Origin of the sequence: Candidatus Enterovibrio altilux (genome assembly GCF_002381345.1) — a bacterium.
Lineage (GTDB): Bacteria > Pseudomonadota > Gammaproteobacteria > Enterobacterales > Vibrionaceae > Enterovibrio > Enterovibrio altilux.
In genome coordinates, this window is record NZ_CP020660.1 from 220,636 (window position 1) to 242,562 (window position 21,927).

Genomic DNA, 21,927 nt, shown 5'->3' on the forward strand with positions numbered 1-21,927 from the left:
TATCATGCCGTAGACTTCGTTAATTTAAGCATTATGATTTTTTAAGCTCAATGTCTCTTTTAGTAGCCTTTTGATCCTAAATATTGCCATCTCTGGTAAGGAATATTTATGGTAAGCATATCTCGTTTTTCAATGCTGATTGGAATCGTATAACTTCTGATAACTGACCGCTAAATTACGCGTATGACTTCGTTCCCAAAAAGTTACTCCTTTTCTTAGTGGTATAAGTGGAACTGCTAGTTTAATACGAATGGTGTTGTAAGCATCATCAGCTGATATTGCATTGATTTTTCCGCAGGTCTGTTTGAGTAAGTCAGGTAGAACTTCACAGTCAGTCACATTTGATGCGCTTAACTTAGCAGCCATAATTTCATGCGTATTTATATCTCCAGCTAAATTTAATTGGCGCCAGACTCTTCGTTTCTCACCAGTACCATGTATTTTTACTTTTCCTTCACTATAGGTTTTTGAGCCCAGTAGAATCAATGGCTAAGTGCTGTATGCTTCCTTTATTCTTCTTCTTGAATGTGACGTTAACCGTTTTGGCTCGCTTGCTAATGCATGAATAATGAGGCATGACAACGGCAGTTGCGCAAGTTTGAAAACAAAATTAATGAATCCTCGCAGACCTCTCAATAGCATTGAAAATACGCACTTAACCATGAGGGCCATCGTAATGGCTAAGTCGCTAAATAAACGAGATCTTCCATGATGACTCTACTTATCTATGATTCCATAGCTGAATATCTTCTTTATCAATCCAAAATGTTAGTGAGCCACGATTAATTAAAGCTTGATGATAGTGCTTCCAGTTAGTTGTCTTGTGGCGAATATTGTTCATAGACCTGAATATTTAAGTGAGCCTAACTGTTTAAAGTGTTGATTGGAAATTGAGTTCCTTTATTTAGAAAATAAATCCAATTCTCACAAATATTCCCTAGCAGAGACAGCAATGCTTCGAGTCAAAAAATTGCTGGTAGGAAAATTGAGCCTAATGAATCACACAAATCAGATTAGTGAAACCTATGCCATAATAAAAGCATTCAATAAGCTGATAGGGTTAGGTATGCCTAAAACAAAAGCGATTGCTTAATCGTTAATTATGTTACGATTTGCTATCTGCATTCAAATGAGGAAACAAAGTATTTTACGATGACAAATATTTGAATCACAGTATACTATGTTGAGTTTGATTAATGAAAATAGAGATCATTGATGAATAATATACCAACGCTAACACACAGTGAGCAACAGGAGGCCACTGATCGCATCCATGCATTAATGGCAAAAGGTATGAGTAGTGGTGAAGCGATAATGATCGTTGCAAATGACATTCGTCTGCGTGAAGCGCCAAAAAACAATGCTTCATGAATTTTGCTATCTGCATTCAAATGAGGAAACAGAACCCATTGTTAATCACATTTTATGAACTTCACGCAGTAGCAATGATTTCATGCGTATTTATATCTGCCGTTAAATATAAATTGCGCCAAATTCAACGTATACTGTCAGGATCGTACTTTTTACTTTTTAATAGAATCAATAGCTAAGTACTGGATGGGGCTCCTTTAGTCTTCGTATTAAACGCACTGTAACCGCTTTAGTTCGCTTGCTAATGCATGAATAGTAAGGGCATGACAACGGCAGTTGAATAAATTTAAAAATAAAATTTATGAATTATTGCAGATCCCTTCAGTACCATTGCAAATGCGCATTTTACAATGCTACCGATTGTAAAGGCTAAGTCACTAAATAAACTAGGTTTCCTACGATTACCCTGTGTAATTTAATTCCATAACTGAATGACTTTTTTATCACTCCGGAATGTTAGTAAGCCACGATTCATTAAAGCTTTATTATACTGCTTCCCATTGGTTGTTTTGTCGCGTCGTTTGTCTATAGGCTTGAATATGCAAATGAATCTAGCTGTTTAAAACGTAGATTAATAATTGAGCTCCCTGATTTAAGAAACAAAACCATTTTTATCTATGCATTAACAGCTATCACATGAGTGTTGGCAGTTATGATTCATGAATCTCCAGTGTGCATCCAAAATTTGTATTGTTTAAATACATTCACCAATATTCGCTAACATTAATACTGAAACACAGTGAATCATGCAAGACTACATTTTACCTTTCTTCATCAAACTGTTACTCTGAAACACTACTTCAATGAGTTTTGGCTTTGTTTAAGGAGAATCAAGATGTCTACAGCTTACCTTTATCCGCACTCTTTAAAATGTCTTCTGATCACCGGCGCTAATCGAGGCATTGGTTTAGCGCTGACTCAGTTATATTTAAATGCAGGCTGGCAGGTAGATGCATGTTGTCGCAGCCCAGAAAAAGCATCCGATCTTAATGCCTTAACCACGCAATTCAAGACCCTCAATATCTATGATCTAGATATCACAGATTATACTGCGGTGAATGTGCTTTCAGCCAAACTCTTCTCACGAAAGTTTAACCTTATTATCAGCAACGCTGGATATCATGGGCCAAAAAGCTATAAATTTGGTAATGTAAGCGTAAGTGAATGGCGGAAGGTGCTGGAAATTAATACCATCGCACCGCTTAAAATAGCTGAAGCTTTTTATTCTCAATTGCTGGCCGGTACACCCAGCATTTATGTCGCGCTATCATCGAAAGTTGGTAGCATAACTGATAATATCTCAGGCGGAGGTTACATTTACCGATCATCAAAAGCTGCGTTAAATGCCATAGTCAAAAGTCTCTCCATCGACCTTGCTCCACAAGGTGTTATCTCGGTCGTCCTACACCCTGGCTGGGTCAAAACAGAGATGGGTGGTCCACATGCCTTAATATCAACGAGCACAAGCGCACGAGGCTTGTTTGATGTAATAGCAACATTGAAGCAAGAGGATAGCGGAAAATTTTTGAACTATGATGGACAGATGTTGCCTTGGTAACAAGGGGCTGCTGCAACTAATTATAGGATGCAGATCTACCCAGTAATGGGCTTAACGATTACTGATAAATCACCTCAACATTGAAGAGACGATTCATGAAGGCGGATCTCTCCCGAATAAGAGTTTTACCCTCATCATGACGTAACCAGAAATCAAACTGGCCTTTGTTCAACATACGCAGTGATTCGAATCCCTCGATGGTTGACCAGGCTCATTTTCGTATTTTAAAACCGCCGGAGCTGACAACGAGCTTCTTGATGGGGCGTGATCGGACTCGATACCATTATTGAGATACTTCACTTGCCGTTGCTCGACATCCGCTTGCAGTCGTCCCTCCTTCTTCAGGCGCGAGATAGCATGAGCATACGAGGAATGCTTGTCTGTGTTCAAGGTCTTAGGCGGAGTGTCTACATCATAGTATCTTAGACACCGTTTCAAGAACTGATAAGCCGTGCTTTTATTACATTTTGGGGGAAAAATAGCAGCCCAGTGTCTCACCTTGCTTATTGATAGCTCGATACAGATAATGCCATTTCCCTTTCACTTTGACGTAGGTTTCATCGAGCTGCCACGCAAAATCTGCTCGGATGAATTGATGGCGACGTAACTTCTTGCGCAATGCTGGGGCATATTCCATGAACCAACGATAAATGGTCGAGCGGTTAACCGAAACCCCTCGCTCTGTCAGCATGTCGCTGCAGTTGGCGTAGCTCATTGGGGTCGAACCATACCAGCGCGGGCACCAAAGAATGATTTCAGGAGCAAAATATTTCCATTTGACTGCGAGATTGATCATTGAGTCACTAGATCAGAAAAGACAGAACTAAATTCTGTGTCTTGGTTGATTTTTTTGCAACAAAGCCCTCTAAACAACTAAAGTCACTTGAATATTTAAGTTTATAAACAAGTTTCACTACAAAACTATTAACTGGAAGCAGTATAATCAAGCTTTAATCAATTATGGTTCACTGACTTACTGGATTAATGAAGAAGCCATCCAGTTAGGGGCTGTTAATAGGAGACGGGTGAACAGTTACCTTGGGGTATCAAGAAAAACTTTCTATCGTTATCATGAGTTAGTTTAAACTGGTTGGTGGTATTCATGCGCTGATTAATCAGACCTGCAGTGAACTACATTTGCAAGATCACAACCTTTTGGGGGGTATATACTTTAATAAAGATCAAAGCATTTTATACATGTGGTAATTGGTCAGCACCTAACCTTTTCTGGTGGTTTTATTAACCAGCTTTATTTTAAAGCCCCATACTTTAAAAATTGGCATGGCCACTTTTGATGCATCTATACTTAATTGTAACAGTTTTTTCTGGTGAGCTAGTTCAAGGGCTTTGTTGCAAAAAAATCAACCAAAACTCAGAATTTAATTCTGTCTTTTCTGATCTAGTGACTCAATGACCAATCTCGCAGTCAAATGGAAACATTTTGCTCCTGAAATCATTCTTTGGTGCCTGCGCTGGTATGGTTCGACCCCAATGAGCTACGCCAACTGCAGCGACATGCTGACAGAGCGAGGGGTTTCGGTTAACCGCTCGACCATTTATCGTTGGTTCATGGAATATGCCCCCAGCATTACGCAAGAAGTTACGTCGCCATCAATTCATCCGAGCAAATTTTGCGTGGTAGCTCGATGAAACCTACGTCAAAGTGAAAGGGATATGGCATTATCTGTATCGAGCTATCAATAAGCAAGGTGAGACACTGGGCTGCTATTTCTCCCCCAAAATGTAATAAAAGCACGGCTTATCAGTTCTTGAAACGGTGTCTAAGATACTATGATGTAGACACTCCGCCTAAGACCTTGAACACAGACAAGCATTCCTCGTATGCTCATGCTATCTCGCGTCTGAAGAAGGAGGGACGACTGCAAGCGGATGTCGAGCAACGGCAAGTGAAGTATCTCAATAATGGTATCGAGTCCGATCACACTCCTATCAAGAAGCTCGTTGTCAGCTTCGGCAATTTTAAAATACGAAAGCGAGCCTGGTCAACCATCGAGGGATTCAAATCACTGCGAATGTTGAACAAAGGCCAGTTTGATTTCTGGTTACGTCATGATGAGGGTAAAACTCTTGTTCGGGAGAGATCCGCCTTCATGAATCGTCTCTTCAATGTTGAGGTGAGTTATCAGTAATCGTTAAGCCCATTACTGGGTAGATCTGCATCCTATAATTAGTTATAACAACCCCGAATTAAGTGCATTAGATGTGACTGACAGTAAAATGCAACTAACTTACTCAAGCAGACCCGTCTAAAAATCAGTGAAATATTCGGTACTAGTGCTTACGACACAAGACAATGTTACGAAACCATTCGTATTAAACGAGCGGTTCCAATAATCCCACCCAGAATAGGAGCAACTCTTTATCAAAGTCGGCAATATATCGATTAAAAAAACCAACAATATGAGAGAAAGATTAAATTAACTGGCAGGGCTAGATATGCCTAAAACAAAAGCTATTATTTAATAGTGAATCATGTTGAGGTTTACTATCTACATTAGAACTAGGAAACAAAGCTTATTTTAGCTATAAAAATTTACAGATTAACCTAATAGCTTACTTTGTTACTCCTTAAAAATAAGATGGTGCTTTTTCTTCTAATTATACTTTATTTTTTACTTGAAAACTCAGGATTAATGGCACTACATGAACAATAAAAATCAAAGAACAAACATCATAGCTATTGGTGGTGGGCACGGCTTAGGCCGCATGCTTTCTGCGCTTAATGAATGCGGAGATCAGGTTACAGGTATTGTCACCACAACCGATAATGGTGGTTCAACGGGTCGAATTCGAGCCTGTCAGGATTGTATCGCTTGGGGGGATACCCGTAACTGTCTTAACCAATTAATAACAGAACCTTCTATCGGTTCAATGATTTTTGAATATCGTTTTAAAGGAAATAGCGAACTAAATGGCCATAATTTAGGTAATTTAATGTTAACCGCATTAGATAACATGTCTATTCGCCCTCTAGAAGCGATCAACCTGATTCGTAATATGCTTAACGTATCCACACATATCATTCCTATGTCTGAATATCCCGCTGATTTAATAGCACAAACTCATGCAGGACAAATAATATCAGGTGAAACTAACATTGATAATCTCAAAGAACCTCCAGCACTACTCATGCTAAAACCTATCGTACCCGCGACCAAAGAAGCCATACAAGCAATTAATGATGCAAAATTGGTTATTCTCGGACCAGGCAGTTTTTTAACCAGCGTAATGCCTCCCCTTTTACTTCCTGAAATCAATCGAGCACTTGAATGCACACCGGCAAGAATAATCTTTGTACGGAATTTAAGTAAAGAAGCTGGTCCTGCAAAAAAAATGACGCTGAGCACCATATTAAAATGGTGTGAACGTTCCATGGGCGGAAGAAAAATTAACTTAGTTTTAGGGCCAGACAACGACGAAACCATCGAAGAAGTCTATCAACAAGTATCTGTGGATTTAGCATCCGTAAGCCACCAGTGGCGGCATGACCGTGATAAGCTTTCGCAAGCAATCAAAGAGATCCTACTAGGTGATGAATAACACTTAACTGTTAGTCACCAATTCATCTTTCGAATTATGTTTAATAATTAAATAAATCGCTCTGACTAGTTAACGCTTTGTATTCAGAAGTCGTACGCTGCTGCATAGACATTAGATATAAAAGTTGCGCATGTACCCATGCTTTTTATCTAAATTTTCCATGTCCCACATTTTTAAGTCAGTTCTGCCAATTCATCTGTACCAAAATTGGCAATACTATTTTTAATCGCATAACTAATTTCACAAACCTAGCTCGCACTTTGTCTTCCTACGAACTGGTCACAATAATAGCTAAACTCCTCACTAAATAAACAAAGTTTTTCGCGATGACCTCGCTTAGTCTAGTTCCATAGATGAATGGCTTCTTCATCACTCCAGAATGTTAGTTAGCCACGATTGATTAAAGCTTAATCACACTACTCTTCGTTGGTTTTTTCATAGCGAAACTTAAGCATAAATTTGAATATTTAAGCGAAGCTAACTGTTTAAAACGTAGATTAATAATCTAGTTCCCTTATTTAGGAAACAAAACCTATTTTCTATGGAATGATTATTCTAGTTCTTATCGATGGCAAGTGTAGTTCTGATCATGTGTTCATTTATTTAACGTAGATTAACTGTTGTGGCTACCATTAACGTTAAGTACCATTTTGTCAGCAGGTAAAAGCTTTTTTCCCTAATGCAAGCTCAGATAGCAAATCTCCACATGATTCACGGTGAAACAATAGCTTTCATGTTAGGCATACCTAGTCTTGTCAGCTTATTTAACGCTTTTATCATGGCATAGATTTAGCTAATCTAAGTTGTGTGATTTCTTAAACTCAATGCTCCTACCAGTAGTTTGAGATTCAAAATATTATCGTTTATGGTAACCGGCTTTATTTGTTAATCAGGGAGATAAATTTTCAATCAATATTCTAAATAGCTAGATTAGCTTAAATATTCAAGTCTATGAAGAAGCCTCGCTACAAAATAACCAACTTGAAACAGTACAATCAAGTTTTAAGCAATCGTGGCTCACTAACATTCTGGATTAATAAAAAAAACATTCAGTTATGGAACAAAACTAAGCAGGGTAATAATGAAAAATAAAAAAGTATGGCGCTTATAGGAAACGGTTAGCCGGACGCAAGTTACATTTAGCGGTAGATATAAATATGCATGAAATCATTGCTGCTCAGTGAAGTGCTTCAAATGTAGCTAACGGTGCAGTGCTACCTAACTGACTCAAATACCCACCGAAAAATTAATGAAATATCAGATGATGGTGCTTACGACATCAGACAATATTGCGAACCAGTTCGTATTAAACAAGCGGTTCAACTTATCTCACCAAAAAAAGGAGCACGTTTTAAAAAACGAGGTCATCTGTATAATTTAGTGGTTAGTTACCAGAAGGTACACGGTTCAAGTCAGCATTAAAAAATGAGATATGGTTACCATAAACATTCCCTATTAAAGACAGCAATGGTTCGAATTAAAAAAACTCCTCGGAGGAACATTGAACTTAAAAGCTCACAATACTCAGATTAGCGAAACCTATGCAGTGATAAAAACGTTCAATAAGCTGACCAAACTAAGCATGCCTTAAACGACAATGATTGTTTCATAGTTCATCATGCTGAGATTTGTTATCTGCATTCAAACTAGGACACAAAGTCTCATTAAACATGCATATTACCTTTTAACCAAAAGAAAGTTATTGAAGACATAATCATTTAATTTTTTCCATATACGTTAAGCCTGAATAGCTAAACTGCTATTTTTTTAGTTTATTACTAACAAAGACGAAAACTAATCATGATAAGCACGTAAACGTATTTTCAGTTTGGCTTTATTACGTTGTTTATTTACTATGTAACATTACGCATATATAAATTATCAGGGTAAAACTAGCTGATGCAAATTAAGATTAGTTTGTGTATCTTGTGACGAGAACTGGTATACCTTTTACTCTGTAAGTAATCGCTAGACAAGATGGGTAAGGAAACGATGCAACAACTAGAAAATATTCTATCCAACGCAACATCGACCATCGAAGCATCTGATTCAATTGTAGCTCTGGATGAAGTGCGCGTTAAGTACCTAGGTAAGAAAGGTAAGCTGACCACACAGCTTAAGGCTCTTGGTAAACTGCCACTTGATGAACGTCGTGAAGCTGGCTCGAACATTAACAAAGCAAAGCGAATGGTTCAGCAAGCGATATCTGAACGCAAAAATGCATTAAAAAGTGCTGAACTTGAAGCCAAGTTAGCTACTAGTGCTATCGATGTAACTCTCCCAGGTCGCCGCATGAAGAACGGTGGTCTTCACCCAGTTACGCGTACCATAGAACGCATTGAAAATTTTTTCAGTTACTTGGGCTTTGATGTAAAAACGGGCCCGGAAATAGAAGATGCATTCCATAACTTTGACGCGCTGAACATTACAGAAGATCATCCATCTCGCACTGGTCATGATACCTTCTTTTTTAGCCCAGACTTGATGCTACGTACGCACACCTCTGGGGTTCAAATTCGTATATTAGAAGAAAATCAACCACCATTACGATTCATTGTACCTGGACGCGTTTACCGAAATGATTATGACCAAACGCACACCCCAATGTTCCATCAGGTAGAAGGTATGATGATTGATGAAAATGTTAACTTCGCCCAATTAAAAGGGATCCTTAATGACTTCCTATGCAACTTCTTTGAAAAAGATCTTGAAGTACGTTTTCGTCCCTCCTACTTCCCATTTACGGAGCCTTCCGCAGAAGTGGATGTTCGTCATAACAATGGTAAATGGTTAGAAATTTTAGGTTGCGGTATGATTTCCCCTAATGTACTGCTCGCTGTTAATCTCGACCCAGAACAATACTCAGGTTTTGCCTTCGGTATGGGTGTTGAGCGTTTAACCATGCTGCGTTACGGCGTGAACGACCTGCGCGCGTTCTTCGAAAACGATTTGCGTTTTTTGAAACAATTTAAGTAAGCATTGAGGCAATTCATAAATGAAATTCAGTGAATTTTGGCTTCGTGAGTGGGTTAAACTTGCTATAAATAGCGAAGAATTAACACACCAAATTACTATGGCTGGTCTAGAAGTGAATGATGTTGCACCCGTGGCGGGTAAGTTTACTGGCGTTGTTGTTGGTGAAGTGGTTGAATGTGGCCTACACCCCGATGCTGACAAACTATGCATAACTAAAGTTAATGTTGGCGGTAAAGAGCTACTGGAGATAATTTGTGGGGCATCAAACTGCCGATTGGGTATTAAAGTAGCAGTAGCAACCATTGGTGCTGTTCTACCGGGCAATTTTAAAATAAAGGTAGCAAAACTGCGAGGTCAATCTTCTTACGGGATGCTTTGTTCATTTACCGAGTTGGGTATCAACGTCGAATCTGACGGTATTATGGAGTTACCTGCAGAAGCCATTCTTGGTACTAACTTCCGTGAATTCCTTTCACTCAATGATGTTACCATTAATGTTGATGTTACAGCAAACCGTGCGGATTGTTTGAGCATCAAAGGTATGGCACGTGAAGTTGGTATATTGAACCGAGCTGACGTGTCTGTTCCTGCATTTAAAAATGTAAAACCATTAATTAATGACAAGATATCTGTTGCTATTGAAGCACCTATTGCGTGTCCACGTTATTTGAACCGTATTGTTAAAAATGTGAATGCAAAAGCTACATCTCCACTCTGGATGCAAGAAAAACTTCGTCGTAGCAGCATTCGTTCAATCAATCCAATCGTTGATATTACTAACTACGTGATGCTTGAACAAGGCCAACCGATGCACGCATTCGATCTTATGAAGATTGAAGGCGGCATTGTTGTTCGTATGGCTAAGCAAGGCGAACAGATGACTCTCCTGAATAGCAATGAAGTTGAATTGAATGATAATACGCTTATTATCACTGACCACAATAAAGTTCTAGCTATTGCAGGCATCTTTGGTGACGAATCCTCAGGTGTGACTGACGAGACAACTGACGTATTATTAGAAGCTGCATTCTTTGCACCAGATGCAATCCGTGGTCGAGCACGTAGCTACGGTCTGCACACAGATTCATCACATCGATTTGAACGTGGTGTTGATTCAAATCTGCAGTATCATGCCATGGAACGAGCTACACAGCTGCTAATTGAAATTTGTGGTGGTGAAACGGGAGAAATCGTTAGTAAAGAATCTGCAGAGCATCTGCCAAAAGCGAAAACTATTTCCTTACGTCGTATTAAGTTAAATCGTTTGCTGGGGCACTGCATTTCATCTGATGATGTTGTTGAAATCCTAACGCGTCTAGGTTGTGATGTCGAAACCACAGAATCAGGTTGGGTAGCAAAAACTCCTTCATGGCGTTTTGATCTTACTATCGAAGAAGATTTGGTAGAGGAGGTTGGGCGTATTTTTGGTTACAACAACATCCCAAACCAAGTACCAAAGGCATGCCTGACTATGAAGAATTGTAAAGAGATGAATCAACCTCTGAAACGTGTTCGTGATCTACTGGTTGACCGTGGGTACCATGAAGCAATTACATATAGTTTTGTTGAACCTAAACAACAAGCATTAATCGTGTGTGACGTCAAACCATTAATCTTGCAACACCCCATTTCTGCTGAAATGTCATCAATGCGTTTGAGCTTATGGCCAGGTCTATTAAACGTAGTTGCATACAATCAAAAACGTCAGCAATCACGTATTCGCTTGTTTGAAGCAGGTCTGCGCTTTATTCCTGAAGTGACAGCGGAAAACGGTATGCGTCAAGAGATGATGCTTGCAGGTGTAATTACGGGTACTAGCTCTGAAGAGCATTGGAACATTGAATCTAACACTGTTGATTTTTTTGATCTAAAAGGAGATTTAGAAGCTATTCTGGAGCTAACAGCTAACGAGATTGCGTATAGCTTTAAAGCTTCTAAACATAACGCATTGCAGCCAGATCAGAGTGCAGCAATTGAAGTTGGAGGTAAAATTATTGGTCATATTGGCACTGTCCACCCAAAACTAGAACCTCTATTCGGCCTGAATGGTCGCACTATCGTATTCGAAATTGAGTGGGCTGCGATCAATCAACGCATTATCCCTGAAGCAATTATGATATCAAAGTTTCCAGCGAACCGTCGTGATATCGCAGTGATCGTTGCTGATAACGTTGAGTCAGTAGCTGTTGTTCGCGCATGTTTGGGCACCAGCAATGCACTTATACAAAGTTCACAATTGTTTGACCTTTATACAGGTAAGGGCGTTGAGTATGGAAAGAAAAGCCTCACTATTACACTGACGCTTCAATCTGCAGAGCGTACCCTCGAAGAAAATGATATTTCTGAGTCGGTTGCAGAAGTCATTAAACACCTTGGCAATAAATTTAACGCTCATCTTCGCGACTAATATGAAAACCATCCATATAAAATAACCATAGAGTTACTTTTTTATCTAATAATTCTAACACATATAATTTTAATAAATTCTAATTTTATTAAATTGATAACAAGTAAGCAAATCAAAATGAATAAAAACAGTTGATAAAAAGCATAGCAATAATATATGTTTCATATTGTATACATAATTTAAAAATGTAAACCCCCATAAACAGAGCACTGTTACAATTAATGGTATGGAAAAAATTAGCGCAAATCAGCCGGTTGGCTTACACTATTGATCAGTTACTGGAGAGAAATTAATTGCCCTAATGCGGAGCAACTGAATATTTCGATGCAGTGAAATATCATGGTGTGAATACGACGTATTACATTTGTGTTTAATATTTCTTGAGGGAATGACCTATGGCGCTCACGAAGGCTGATTTGGCTGAGAACCTGTTTGAAAGTATCGGAATGAGCAAGCGGGATGCCAAGGAGACTGTCGAAGCTTTTTTTGAAGAAGTTCGAAAGGCGCTTGAAGTTGGTGAACAAGTAAAATTGTCAGGATTCGGTAATTTTGATCTTCGAGATAAAAATGAACGTCCTGGTCGTAACCCTAAAACGGGTGAAGACATTCCAATTACTGCTCGACGTGTGGTCACTTTTCGTCCAGGACAAAAACTCAAAGCACGCGTTGAAGATGTCAAGTTGAAAAAGTAACACTCTAGTTTGACATTAAAAAGCCGTGGTGTAACCACTGCGGTTTTTTATTACTGCTACATTTAATGAGCTCTGTTCTATACTGTTGGATTTTCAAATTATCTCCGTAACAAGGTTAAATCATTGTTTTCAATTTATTTATTTTGTGTATTTTTTTAAAAAGACGATAAACTATTTTGATTACAGAATTAGACAGTTATTAAGGATAGTATAATGATTGATAGCTATTTGTCGGGCGGTTTTCTGCATCATACGCTATATTCTCCTACTAATTTTCAACCTCAGCATTTTGTTTTAAATAATGGGGTAGGTATTAAGCATCATGATGTTGGTGTAGTTGAAATTGTGTCACCTAACTCGCAGATAAACGTTGTCATTTCATCGGGTATCCATGGCGATGAAACAGCGCCAATTATACTCATTGATGAATTAGTTACTGATATTTTTAACCAAAAGTTTGTTCCAATGCACCGAATTCTTTTTATCATTGCTTATCCAGCAGCAATACATGCGCATACGCGATTCATTGAAGAAAACTTGAATCAACTTTTTGCAGGGAAAAATGATGACCGAAATGCTGAATGTGCATTGGCGAATCGGTTACAACGACATGTTTCTACTTTCTTCGCCTCTACATCAGCCAATAGTTTTTCTCAGGATAAGACAAATCGGTGGCATTTTGACCTTCATAGTACAATACGTAATTCGAAGCATTATATGTTTGCTGTCATTCCTGCTTCCACTCACGCAATAGACATCCGTCCACTTACGGTGTTTTTAAGTGCAGCAGGAATAGATGCAATACTATTGAGTAGAACGCCATCCTCAACGTTTAGTTGGTGGACTTGTGAAAATTTTGGTGCTTTAGCAGCAACATTTGAAATGGGCTGTGTTACACTATTTCATCAAAATAATATGGAGGCATTTAAGCCACTTAAGCAAGCAATGAAATCGCTTCTCAGTAGTGATGCAGTACTGCAACGCAAAAGCTCGTACGCTCTCAAAGCGTATAAAGTAAGCCGAACCATCACGAAAATGGATGAAAGTTTTAGGTTGGCATTCGACAAACAAGTAGCGAATTTTACCTTTTTTATTGAAGGGGAACTTTTGGCGCAAGAAAATAATATTTTCTATACTGCAGGGCTGGGTGGAGAAGCGGTTGTGTTCCCAAATGCCAAAGTTACTATTGGTCAGAGAGCTTGTTTGTTAGTTCAACCTTTTAAACCAAATTTTTCTCAACCACTTTATGTCAATGTTGAACTCAATCCGGAGTTATTAAACTCTAGCTAGTGCTTTTTATTTCTATGTCTTTTCAGACATGTATGCCATGAATGAAATGTAATGCTAACTTTGTTTTCTAAATAAGGAAACTAAATCATCAATCTACACTTTCAACAGTTAGGTTCATTTAAATATTAAGGTCTATGAACAAACTTCACTACAAAGCAATTAACTAGAAGCAGTATAATCAAGCTTTAATCAATCTTGGCTCACTAATTTTTTGAATTGATGAAGAAGCTATTCAACTATGAAATCAAACTAAGCAGGGTAATCATGAAAAATTTTATTTATTTAGTCATTTAGCCATTACGATCTTTTTCATGGCACAGACTTCACTAATCTGAAAATTATGCTCCCTTAAGCTCAATGTTCCGCTAAAAAATTCTTTAACTCTAAGCATTGCCGTCTCTGATAGAGAACGTTTCTGATAATCATACCTCGTTTTACAATGCTGATTTGAACCGTATAACTGCTAGTAATTAATCGCTAAATTACGCGAATGACATCATTCTCCTAAAGTTGCTTCTCTTCTTAGTGGGATGAGTGGAACCGCTCGTTTAATACGCACGGTTTCGTAACATTGCCTGATATTTCATTGATTTTTTGGCGGGTCTGTTTAAGCAAATTAGGTAGCACTTCGCGGGCAGTCACATTAAATGCATTTAACTCAGCAGCAATGATTTCATGCGTATTAACATCTATTATTAAACGTAACTTGCGCCAAACTCAACGTTTACCGTCAATACTATGCTTTTTTACTTATCATTCACTTTCACTGTAGACTTATCACCCCGTAAAAGACATGGCTAAGTGCTGAATGGTTCTTTTATTCTTCGTATTGAACTCGACGTTAATCATTTTAACTCACTTGCAAATGAATGAATAATAAGAGCATAGTAGCAGTTAAACAAGTTGAAAAATAAAATTAGTGAATTCTTCCAAATTTTCAATGTCATTGAAAATACGCATTTAACCATGCTAGCCGAAGTAATGATTAATTTGCTAAATAAATGAGGTATCCCATGATTGCCCTGTTTCATTTAAGTCCATAGATAGATATTCTTCATCAATCCATAAGGTTAATGCACCCACGATTGATTAAAGCTTGATCATGCTGTTTGTAATCGATTATTTTGTAGTGCGACTTACCCATAAACTTAAACATTTAAGTGGACTTCGCTGTTTAGAACGTAGATTACTGATTTAATTCTTTTTTTAAGAAATGAAGCAAAAGTGCACTGAAAATGTAGGATCCTAGCCAGTGTCTATATTATAAATTAGTCAGAATTTTTCGCAATAAGAATAGCTCGCTTAGGCGCAGGGTAACCTTCGACTGTTTTTGCAGGATTGTCTGTGTCAAGGTAATCAGGTAGCGAATGATGAGTCATCCATTTAGTTGTGCGTTGCTCATCAGTGGTTGTTGCACATTCATCAACAATACGCACATCAATAAATTTCATTTTTTTAAGCCATATTTTCAATGCTTTGGCTGAAGGACAGAAGTAAACGTTGCGCATTTTAGCATAGCATTCAATTGGCACCAGCACTTCATTTTCACCTCCTTCTATTACTAAGGTTTCCAACACTAATTCACCATCTTTCACTAACTGACTTTTTAACTGGATCAGATGATCCAGTGGAGAACGACGGTGATGCAACACACCCATACTGAACACAGTATCAAAGGCTTTTAATTTTGGAAGGCATTCAATACCCAATGGCAGTAAGTGTACGTGTTGAGCGTTACCCATCAATCGACGAATAACTTCGAACTGTACCAAGAATAGTTCTGATGGATCGATACCAATGGTAAGTTCTGCTCCTTCACCTAACATACGCCACATATGGTAGCCATTCCCGCAACCAACATCTAAGACATACCGGCCTTTCAACGGAGAGATGTGCGGCAATACGCGATTCCATTTCCAATCTGAGCGCCATTCTGTGTCAATGTTAATGCCGTGGACACGGTAAGGACCTTTTCTCCAAGGGTGGAATGAATGAAGCATATTTTTTAGCTTTATACGTTGTTCTTCTGGCAATTCATCGTCAGTACCAATGGTTATATAATTTTTGAGCTCGGACATAGATGGTGGATCAGTAGAGATTTTCTTCAAAACGCGCATCCATTTTAGCATGTCTCTGTGCGGCAAGGATTGCCATTTGGTTAACTGCGCTGGAAGAATATTTAACCAGTTCTGTAGGCGATTTTTGGCGATCAGTTGATAAAAATCAGAAAAATCAAACATGAATTATAAATCTGTCCGTTATGTATTTATTAAATACTGTAAGTTAACGTGCTAAGTATTAGTTACGAGGAAAACAACAAGCTATATCAAATCTTGCATACGGTTATTTAATCGCAAACATCGAACCGAAGTTAAAGCATTGGAACCATACGGTTACGCTACTAAAACCGATGTTACTCAAGCGTTGCTTATGGTAGTCAATGGTATCTGGTTTCAAAATATTTTCTAGTGCGCTACGTTTTTGACTAATCTCCAATTCGCTGTAACCGTTAGCACATTTAAAATCATGGTGTAAGTCAATGAGAAGTTCATGTGCTGTTTTGTCTTCAAAACTATATTTTTCAGATAAAATTAAAATACTTTTTGGTTTCAATCCTACATATATGCGTTCAAGTAATGTTTGGCGGTCATCTGGATTTAAAAATTGTAACGTGAAGTTCAACACTACAACAGAGGCGTTTTGAATATCCATGTTGAGAATGTCATTCTCGATAACATCAACGTTTGTATCAGAATAGTAAGCATTTACATGAATTTTGCAGCGTTCAATCATAGCAGGAGAGTTATCTACAGCAATGATTTTGCAGTTTGGAACATTAATGTGGCGGCGCATAGACAAGGTAGCTGTACCCAATGAACAACCTAAATCATAGATGTTAGATCCTGCGGACGCATAGCGTCCTGCCAGCGTGCCAATAGTAGAGATGATGTTACTATAGCCTGGTATTGAACGTTGGACCATATCAGAAAATACTTCTGCCACGGTCTCATCAAACGTAAAATCACCCAATTTTTCAATGGGAACAGCAAAAATACTGTCATGATCAACCATCGGAGCCTACCTTGAAACTATATCTACCGGTACATTTATAAATATTGACATGCGATAAAATAACCTTACATAGTGCGGACAGCAAGCTAACACTAAAAAATATATATTATATAATATTTTATAATATTTGTCTCACAGTACAACGTTATTCATCTATCTTTAGGCTCTATCTCCCAAATCAGAGAACTAAATTATCAACCTACGCTTTAAACAACTAGGATAACTTAAATATCAAGTCTATGAATAAGCTTCGCTACAAAACAACAAACTGGATACAGCATAATCAAGCTTGAATCACTCGTTGCTCTCTAACGTTCTGGATTACTGAAGAAACTATTTAGCTATGAAATCAAGCTAAGCAGGGTAATCATGGGTGACCTCGTTTATTGAGCTACTTAGCCATTACGACGACCCTCATGATTAAATGCGTATTTTCAATGCCATTGAGAGGTTTGCAAGGATTCATTAATTCTGTTTTCAAACTTACCTAACTGCCATTGTCATGCCCTTACTATTCATGCATTAGCAAGCGAGCCAAAACGGTTACGTTACGTTCAAGACGAAGAATAAAGGAGCCATCTAGCACTTAGCCATTGATTCTACGGGGATTCACAATTACGGTGAAGACGAATGGACAGTAAAAAAGCATGTTACTCATGGGAAACGGTGAGTCTGGCACAAATTACATTTAGCGGTAGATATAAATACGAATTAAATCATTGCTGCTGTGTTAAGTACATCCAATGTAACTGGCAGTTAAGTGCTACCTCATTTACTCAAACAGACCCGTCGAAAACGCAATAAAATATTAACCTATGGTGCTTACGACACAAGATAATGTTGTAAACATCTTTCATATCAAGTGATCATTTTCACTCATCCCACCACGAAAAGAAACAACTTTTTGAAAACGAAGTCATCCACATAATTTAACGGTCAGTTGCAGAAGTTATACGGTTCAAATCAGCATTGTAAAATGAGGTACGGTTGCCATAAACGTTCCCTGCCAAAGATAACAATGTTTCGAGTCAAAAAACCACTAAGAAGGAAACTGAACTTCAGAGATCATAACGCTCAGATTAGCGAAATTTACGCTATGGTAAAAGCATTAGATGAGTTAACAGAGCTAAGTATGCCTAAAACAAAAGCAATTATTTAATCATTAATTATGTTAGGATTTACTATCTTAATTCAAATTAGGAAACAAAGCCAATTAACGAGGATAATCCTCTTGTTCTTGCATGGCGTTGATTCAGGTAATAATAAAACAGCACTAAAATGTCTTGAGCTTAATCATTCATGCGTAGCTGACTAATTCAGGAAATCAGTTGATAAAGTAGCAACAAAGAAAGTGTATATAATAGGTTTGAAAGTTATCACTATCATCATTACTGTGCTAATGAAGACGTAATAAAGCTTATTTCATTTTTTAATACTCATAAAAATTAAGTACTACTCTCGTGCCAAGAAAAAATTTAGTAGCAGTCATTTACATCAAGGCAAACAATCAAATGTAAACTTTGGTATGTAGTCAATTGTTTATACGTATTTCAGGTTAACTAGCTAAGCTATGAACGCATAATATTTCCCAATGTAACGTTTGGTACGTCTAGACAGAATCGAACTGCCGACCCCTGCCATGTCAAGGCAGTACTCTAACCAACTGAGCTATAGACGCATCTTCAATTAAACATGAAATAACCAAACGGATCATAACCACTGATCTCACTATTCATAATGGTATTCTAATCAACTGCACACCAATTATACTACATTACTTTTTTAAACGTTTATACTTTGGAAAATTTTATTTCCCAAATTAGAGAACTCAATTATTAATCTATGCTCTACACAGCTAGGCTGGCTTAAATATTCAAGTCTATGAAGAAGCTTTGCTACCAGACAACTAACTAGAAGAAGTATAATCAATCTTTAATCAATCGTGGTTCACTAGCATTTTAAATTAATAAAAAAACATTCAGCTATGAAATCAAACTAAGCAGGGTAATCATGGGAGACTTCGTTTATTTAGCAACTGAGCCATTACAGCGATTTTCATGGTTAAACGCTTATTTTCAATGCTACTGACAGGTTTGCATGAATTCATTCATTCTGTTTTCAAACTTACTCCACCGTTGTTGTCATGCCCTCACTATTCATACATTAACAAGCAAGCCAAAACGGTAAACATCGCATTCAAAACGAAAACTAAGGAAACTATCCAACATTGAAGCATTGATTATACAGGATTCGAAATTTACAGTAAAGGCGGATGAGTCGTAAAAAAGCATAACACTAAAGTGCTACCTAATTGGCTCAAACAGACCCGACGCAGAGCCAATAAAATATCAGGCTATAGTCCTTACGACATCAAATAATATTACGAAACAGTTCGTATTAAACGAATGGCTCTACTCAGCCCACCAAGAAAAAGGAGCAGCTTTTTGGGAATAAGGTCATCTACGTAACTTAACGATCAGTTATCAGCAGTTATACGATTCAAATCAGTATTGAAAAATGGAGTGTGATTACCATAAATATTCCTTATCGGGGACGGCGATGTCTAGAATCAAAAAATTTCTCGGAGGACATTGAGCCTAAGGAATCACAATGCTCAAATTAACGAAACCTACGCCATGATAAAAACGTTAAATAAGCAGATAGGACTCAACAGGTACAACAAGAAAGCGATTGTCTCATAGTGACTCATATTAAGATTTTTTTATCTGAACTTAAATTAAAAACAAAACTTCTTGCAAGTGGAATGGATATTAACAAGGCGGGTAAATGCATACAAAAAAAGATAAACTTTTGTGCATTTATGAGTTCGTTTATTATTTTCGGGCATGACAACAGCAATTCAGCAAGGTTGAAAATAAAATGAATGAATCCTGTCTGACATCTTAATAGCGTTGAGAATACGCGTTTAACTATGAAAGCCGTCGTAATAGCTAAATCTCTAAATAAGCGAAGTCTCCCATGATTACTCTGCTTAATTTGATTCCATAGCTGAATCGCTTCATGATCCATGCAAAATGTTAGTGATCTCCACTCAATTAAAGCTTGATTATACAGCTCCCAGTTAGGTATGTTGTAGTGAAGATTGTTCATAGACTTGAATATTTCAATTAACCTAATTGTTTAGAGTGTCAATTAATAATTAAGTTACCTGATTGAAAAAAATAAAGCCGTTTGAACACAAGCTCATCCACGCAATTTCGTGGTCAGTTGCCAGAAATTATATGGTCAAATAAGCATTGAAAAGCGAGGTATAGTTACCATAAACATTCCCTATCAGAAGCAGTAATATTCCAAATTAATAAACTGCACAGAGAAATATTGAGCCCTACGGCTTGCAATGGCCAGACTGATAAAATTTGCAAAATGACAAAAATATTAAAGAAATTAACAGACTTAAGTATACTTAAAATAAATGCGTTCATCTAGTAGTAAATCATATTGGAATTTACTACCTGAACTTGTATTAAAAAATAAAACCACACCAAACCGAAATAAAGCACTCTCTGAACGACCAAAACTATTAATAATAGCATAATTCATTAACAATGATTCATCCAAATTTAGTAAGCTTTTTTGTTTTAATCGATCTATGGTAAAATCGTATGCATAAATATAAAGCAGCACATAAACTTGCAGGCATGACATTAAGGCAAAAAACAGACTACCAGAATCATTATGCTCCAGAATTACTGCAGCCTATCTCACGTAGCCTTAACCGGGATAATCTCAATTTAAAACAAATACTTCCTTTTACTGGTTATGACGTTTGGACACTATACGAACTGTCTTGGCTCAATATTAAAGGCTTGCCACAAGTTGGCATTGGTGAAGTACGCATACCCGCCACCAGCCCGAATTTAATCGAATCCAAGTCTTTTAAACTGTATCTTAATAGCCTTAATCAAACCAAATTTGCAATATGGCAAGAAGTTGTCAATGTATTAGCAACAGATCTTTCAGCATGTGTGGGGAAAAGTGTTGATGTCACTATTCTTCCTTTGGAAAAATTTACTAATACCACCATTGTTGCATTTAGCGGTGAACATATTGATACACAAGATATCTTCATTGACGATTATGAGTTCAATGCAGACTTACTGAAAGGCGCCGCAGATGGCACTATAGTGACAGAGACCTTACACAGTCACCTGCTTAAATCTAACTGTCTGATTACTAATCAGCCTGATTGGGGCTCAGTGCAAATTACTTATAAAGGTAAACGTATTAATCGCACAAAACTGCTGCGATATATTGTGTCTTTTCGTCATCACAAAGAATTTCACGAACAATGCGTAGAACGAATCTTCACTGATTTAATGAAATACTGTCAACCGAAATTGTTAACCGTGTATGCTCGTTATACGCGGAGGGGTGGTTTGGATATCAACCCATACCGCACTAACATGGGTAACATACCAAGCGAAAATAACAGACTTGCTCGACAATAATAATGCTCAGATTAGGCGACAAAGCCACCGCTACATGTAGTTTACGCCAAACTCTCCGCATTTCCATCAATGGAATATTTTTTTATTTTTCATTTACCTTCACCGTAAATTTTTAATCCTGTAGAATCAATGGCTAAGTGCTGAATGGATCCTTTAGTCTTCGTCTTGAACACAATGTTAACCATTCTTGCTCGATTACTAATGCATGAATCATGAGGCATAATAACGACAGTTGAGCAAATTTGAAAATGGAGTTAAGAAATCATTGCAGACATTTCAATGGTATGGAGAATACACGTTTGACCATGAAAACCGTCATTATGACTAAGTCATTACATAAATGAAGTCTCCCATTATGACCCTTATTAATTTAATTCAATAGCTAAATAATTGCTGAATCAATCAAAAATATTAGTGAACCACTATTAATTAAAATTTGACTCTACTACTGCCAGTTGGTCATTTTATAGCTATGTTTGTCTATAAAACCTAAACACTTAAGTTAACCTACCTGTTTAGAGCATAGGTTGA

Annotated in this window: 13 protein-coding genes, 1 tRNA gene and 11 pseudogenes; 15 read left to right on the forward strand and 10 right to left on the reverse strand. The window is 37.6% G+C overall.

Features of this window, described 5'->3' with window-relative positions; genetic code table 11:
- Nucleotides 1-129: 129 nt before the first annotated feature.
- Both BTN50_RS11915 and BTN50_RS11920 read right to left on the reverse strand, forming a co-directional pair.
- The gene (locus BTN50_RS11915) at nucleotides 130-486 is read right to left on the reverse strand and encodes a transposase (RefSeq protein WP_394336758.1); all 357 of its coding nucleotides are present in this window, start codon (nucleotides 484-486) and stop codon (nucleotides 130-132) included.
- A pseudogene (locus tag BTN50_RS11920) lies at nucleotides 458-672 on the reverse strand (transposase). Before BTN50_RS11920 ends, BTN50_RS11915 begins: the two are co-directional and overlap by 29 nt.
- Before the next feature lie 280 nt (nucleotides 673-952).
- On the opposite strand from BTN50_RS11920, the gene BTN50_RS09215 reads away from it, so the two are divergent.
- Nucleotides 953-1,093: a hypothetical protein gene (locus tag BTN50_RS09215; protein ID WP_394336759.1), complete on the forward strand. Its 141-nt coding sequence runs from the start codon at nucleotides 953-955 to the stop codon at nucleotides 1,091-1,093.
- Nucleotides 1,094-1,215: 122 nt separating this feature from the next.
- Nucleotides 1,216-1,371 carry a YoaH family protein gene (locus BTN50_RS00910; RefSeq protein WP_096618694.1) on the forward strand — a complete coding sequence of 52 codons (156 nt, stop codon included), beginning with the start codon at nucleotides 1,216-1,218 and terminating at the stop codon, nucleotides 1,369-1,371.
- 127 nt (nucleotides 1,372-1,498) lie between these two features.
- Here the strand turns inward: BTN50_RS00910 and BTN50_RS11925 are convergent.
- A pseudogene (locus BTN50_RS11925) lies at nucleotides 1,499-1,846 on the reverse strand (transposase); the annotation flags it as partial.
- A 360-nt stretch (nucleotides 1,847-2,206) separates the two neighbouring features.
- Here BTN50_RS11925 and BTN50_RS00915 point away from each other — a divergent pair.
- Nucleotides 2,207-2,929 (forward strand): SDR family oxidoreductase, encoded by a 723-nt coding sequence (locus BTN50_RS00915; protein ID WP_096618695.1) that lies wholly within the window; start codon nucleotides 2,207-2,209, stop codon nucleotides 2,927-2,929.
- Between the two features lie 58 nt (nucleotides 2,930-2,987).
- On the opposite strand, the pseudogene BTN50_RS00920 reads toward BTN50_RS00915, so the two are convergent.
- Nucleotides 2,988-3,725: pseudogene (locus tag BTN50_RS00920) on the reverse strand (IS6 family transposase).
- 103 nt (nucleotides 3,726-3,828) lie between these two features.
- Here BTN50_RS00920 and BTN50_RS09225 point away from each other — a divergent pair.
- From BTN50_RS09225 to BTN50_RS00955, 9 genes and pseudogenes are all read left to right on the forward strand, one after another.
- Nucleotides 3,829-3,927, forward strand: a pseudogene (locus BTN50_RS09225) (IS5/IS1182 family transposase); the annotation flags it as partial.
- Between the two features lie 412 nt (nucleotides 3,928-4,339).
- Nucleotides 4,340-5,079: pseudogene (locus BTN50_RS00925) on the forward strand (IS6 family transposase).
- A 55-nt stretch (nucleotides 5,080-5,134) separates the two neighbouring features.
- Nucleotides 5,135-5,319: pseudogene (locus BTN50_RS10670) on the forward strand (IS5/IS1182 family transposase); the annotation flags it as partial.
- Nucleotides 5,320-5,593: 274 nt separating this feature from the next.
- Complete coding sequence (gene yvcK / locus BTN50_RS00930; protein WP_096618696.1) at nucleotides 5,594-6,490, forward strand: uridine diphosphate-N-acetylglucosamine-binding protein YvcK; 897 nt, start codon at nucleotides 5,594-5,596, stop codon at nucleotides 6,488-6,490.
- A gap of 1,206 nt (nucleotides 6,491-7,696) precedes the next feature.
- Nucleotides 7,697-7,912 (forward strand): hypothetical protein, encoded by a 216-nt coding sequence (locus BTN50_RS11930; protein WP_394336760.1) that lies wholly within the window; start codon nucleotides 7,697-7,699, stop codon nucleotides 7,910-7,912.
- Between the two features lie 570 nt (nucleotides 7,913-8,482).
- Complete coding sequence (gene pheS / locus BTN50_RS00940) at nucleotides 8,483-9,466, forward strand: phenylalanine--tRNA ligase subunit alpha (protein ID WP_096618697.1); 984 nt, start codon at nucleotides 8,483-8,485, stop codon at nucleotides 9,464-9,466.
- 19 nt (nucleotides 9,467-9,485) lie between these two features.
- Nucleotides 9,486-11,873 carry a phenylalanine--tRNA ligase subunit beta gene (gene pheT, locus BTN50_RS00945; protein WP_096618698.1) on the forward strand — a complete coding sequence of 796 codons (2,388 nt, stop codon included), beginning with the start codon at nucleotides 9,486-9,488 and terminating at the stop codon, nucleotides 11,871-11,873.
- Nucleotides 11,874-12,268: 395 nt separating this feature from the next.
- Nucleotides 12,269-12,565, forward strand: a complete 297-nt coding sequence (ihfA, locus tag BTN50_RS00950) for an integration host factor subunit alpha (protein WP_096618699.1) — start codon at nucleotides 12,269-12,271, stop codon at nucleotides 12,563-12,565.
- 213 nt (nucleotides 12,566-12,778) lie between these two features.
- Complete coding sequence (locus BTN50_RS00955) at nucleotides 12,779-13,855, forward strand: succinylglutamate desuccinylase (RefSeq protein WP_096618700.1); 1,077 nt, start codon at nucleotides 12,779-12,781, stop codon at nucleotides 13,853-13,855.
- Between the two features lie 286 nt (nucleotides 13,856-14,141).
- Here BTN50_RS00955 and BTN50_RS00960 read toward each other — a convergent pair.
- From BTN50_RS00960 to cmoA, 3 genes and pseudogenes are all read right to left on the reverse strand, one after another.
- Nucleotides 14,142-14,999: pseudogene (locus BTN50_RS00960) on the reverse strand (IS5 family transposase).
- A 124-nt stretch (nucleotides 15,000-15,123) separates the two neighbouring features.
- Nucleotides 15,124-16,095, reverse strand: a complete 972-nt coding sequence (gene cmoB / locus BTN50_RS00965; RefSeq protein ID WP_096618701.1) for a tRNA 5-methoxyuridine(34)/uridine 5-oxyacetic acid(34) synthase CmoB — start codon at nucleotides 16,093-16,095, stop codon at nucleotides 15,124-15,126.
- Nucleotides 16,096-16,198: 103 nt separating this feature from the next.
- Nucleotides 16,199-16,927: a carboxy-S-adenosyl-L-methionine synthase CmoA gene (cmoA, locus tag BTN50_RS00970; protein WP_096618702.1), complete on the reverse strand. Its 729-nt coding sequence runs from the start codon at nucleotides 16,925-16,927 to the stop codon at nucleotides 16,199-16,201.
- 293 nt (nucleotides 16,928-17,220) lie between these two features.
- On the opposite strand from cmoA, the pseudogene BTN50_RS00975 reads away from it, so the two are divergent.
- Nucleotides 17,221-18,086: pseudogene (locus tag BTN50_RS00975) on the forward strand (IS5 family transposase).
- Between the two features lie 442 nt (nucleotides 18,087-18,528).
- Here BTN50_RS00975 and BTN50_RS00980 read toward each other — a convergent pair.
- Nucleotides 18,529-18,605, reverse strand: a tRNA-Val gene (locus BTN50_RS00980).
- Nucleotides 18,606-18,862: 257 nt separating this feature from the next.
- Here BTN50_RS00980 and BTN50_RS00985 point away from each other — a divergent pair.
- A pseudogene (locus BTN50_RS00985) lies at nucleotides 18,863-19,629 on the forward strand (transposase).
- A 139-nt stretch (nucleotides 19,630-19,768) separates the two neighbouring features.
- Here BTN50_RS00985 and BTN50_RS00990 read toward each other — a convergent pair.
- Nucleotides 19,769-20,038, reverse strand: a pseudogene (locus tag BTN50_RS00990) (transposase); the annotation flags it as partial.
- A 512-nt stretch (nucleotides 20,039-20,550) separates the two neighbouring features.
- Here BTN50_RS00990 and queF point away from each other — a divergent pair.
- Nucleotides 20,551-21,396 carry an NADPH-dependent 7-cyano-7-deazaguanine reductase QueF gene (gene queF, locus BTN50_RS01000; protein WP_096618704.1) on the forward strand — a complete coding sequence of 282 codons (846 nt, stop codon included), beginning with the start codon at nucleotides 20,551-20,553 and terminating at the stop codon, nucleotides 21,394-21,396.
- A 25-nt stretch (nucleotides 21,397-21,421) separates the two neighbouring features.
- Here queF and BTN50_RS10680 read toward each other — a convergent pair.
- A pseudogene (locus tag BTN50_RS10680) lies at nucleotides 21,422-21,832 on the reverse strand (transposase); the annotation flags it as partial.
- Between the last annotated feature and the right edge of the window lie 95 nt (nucleotides 21,833-21,927).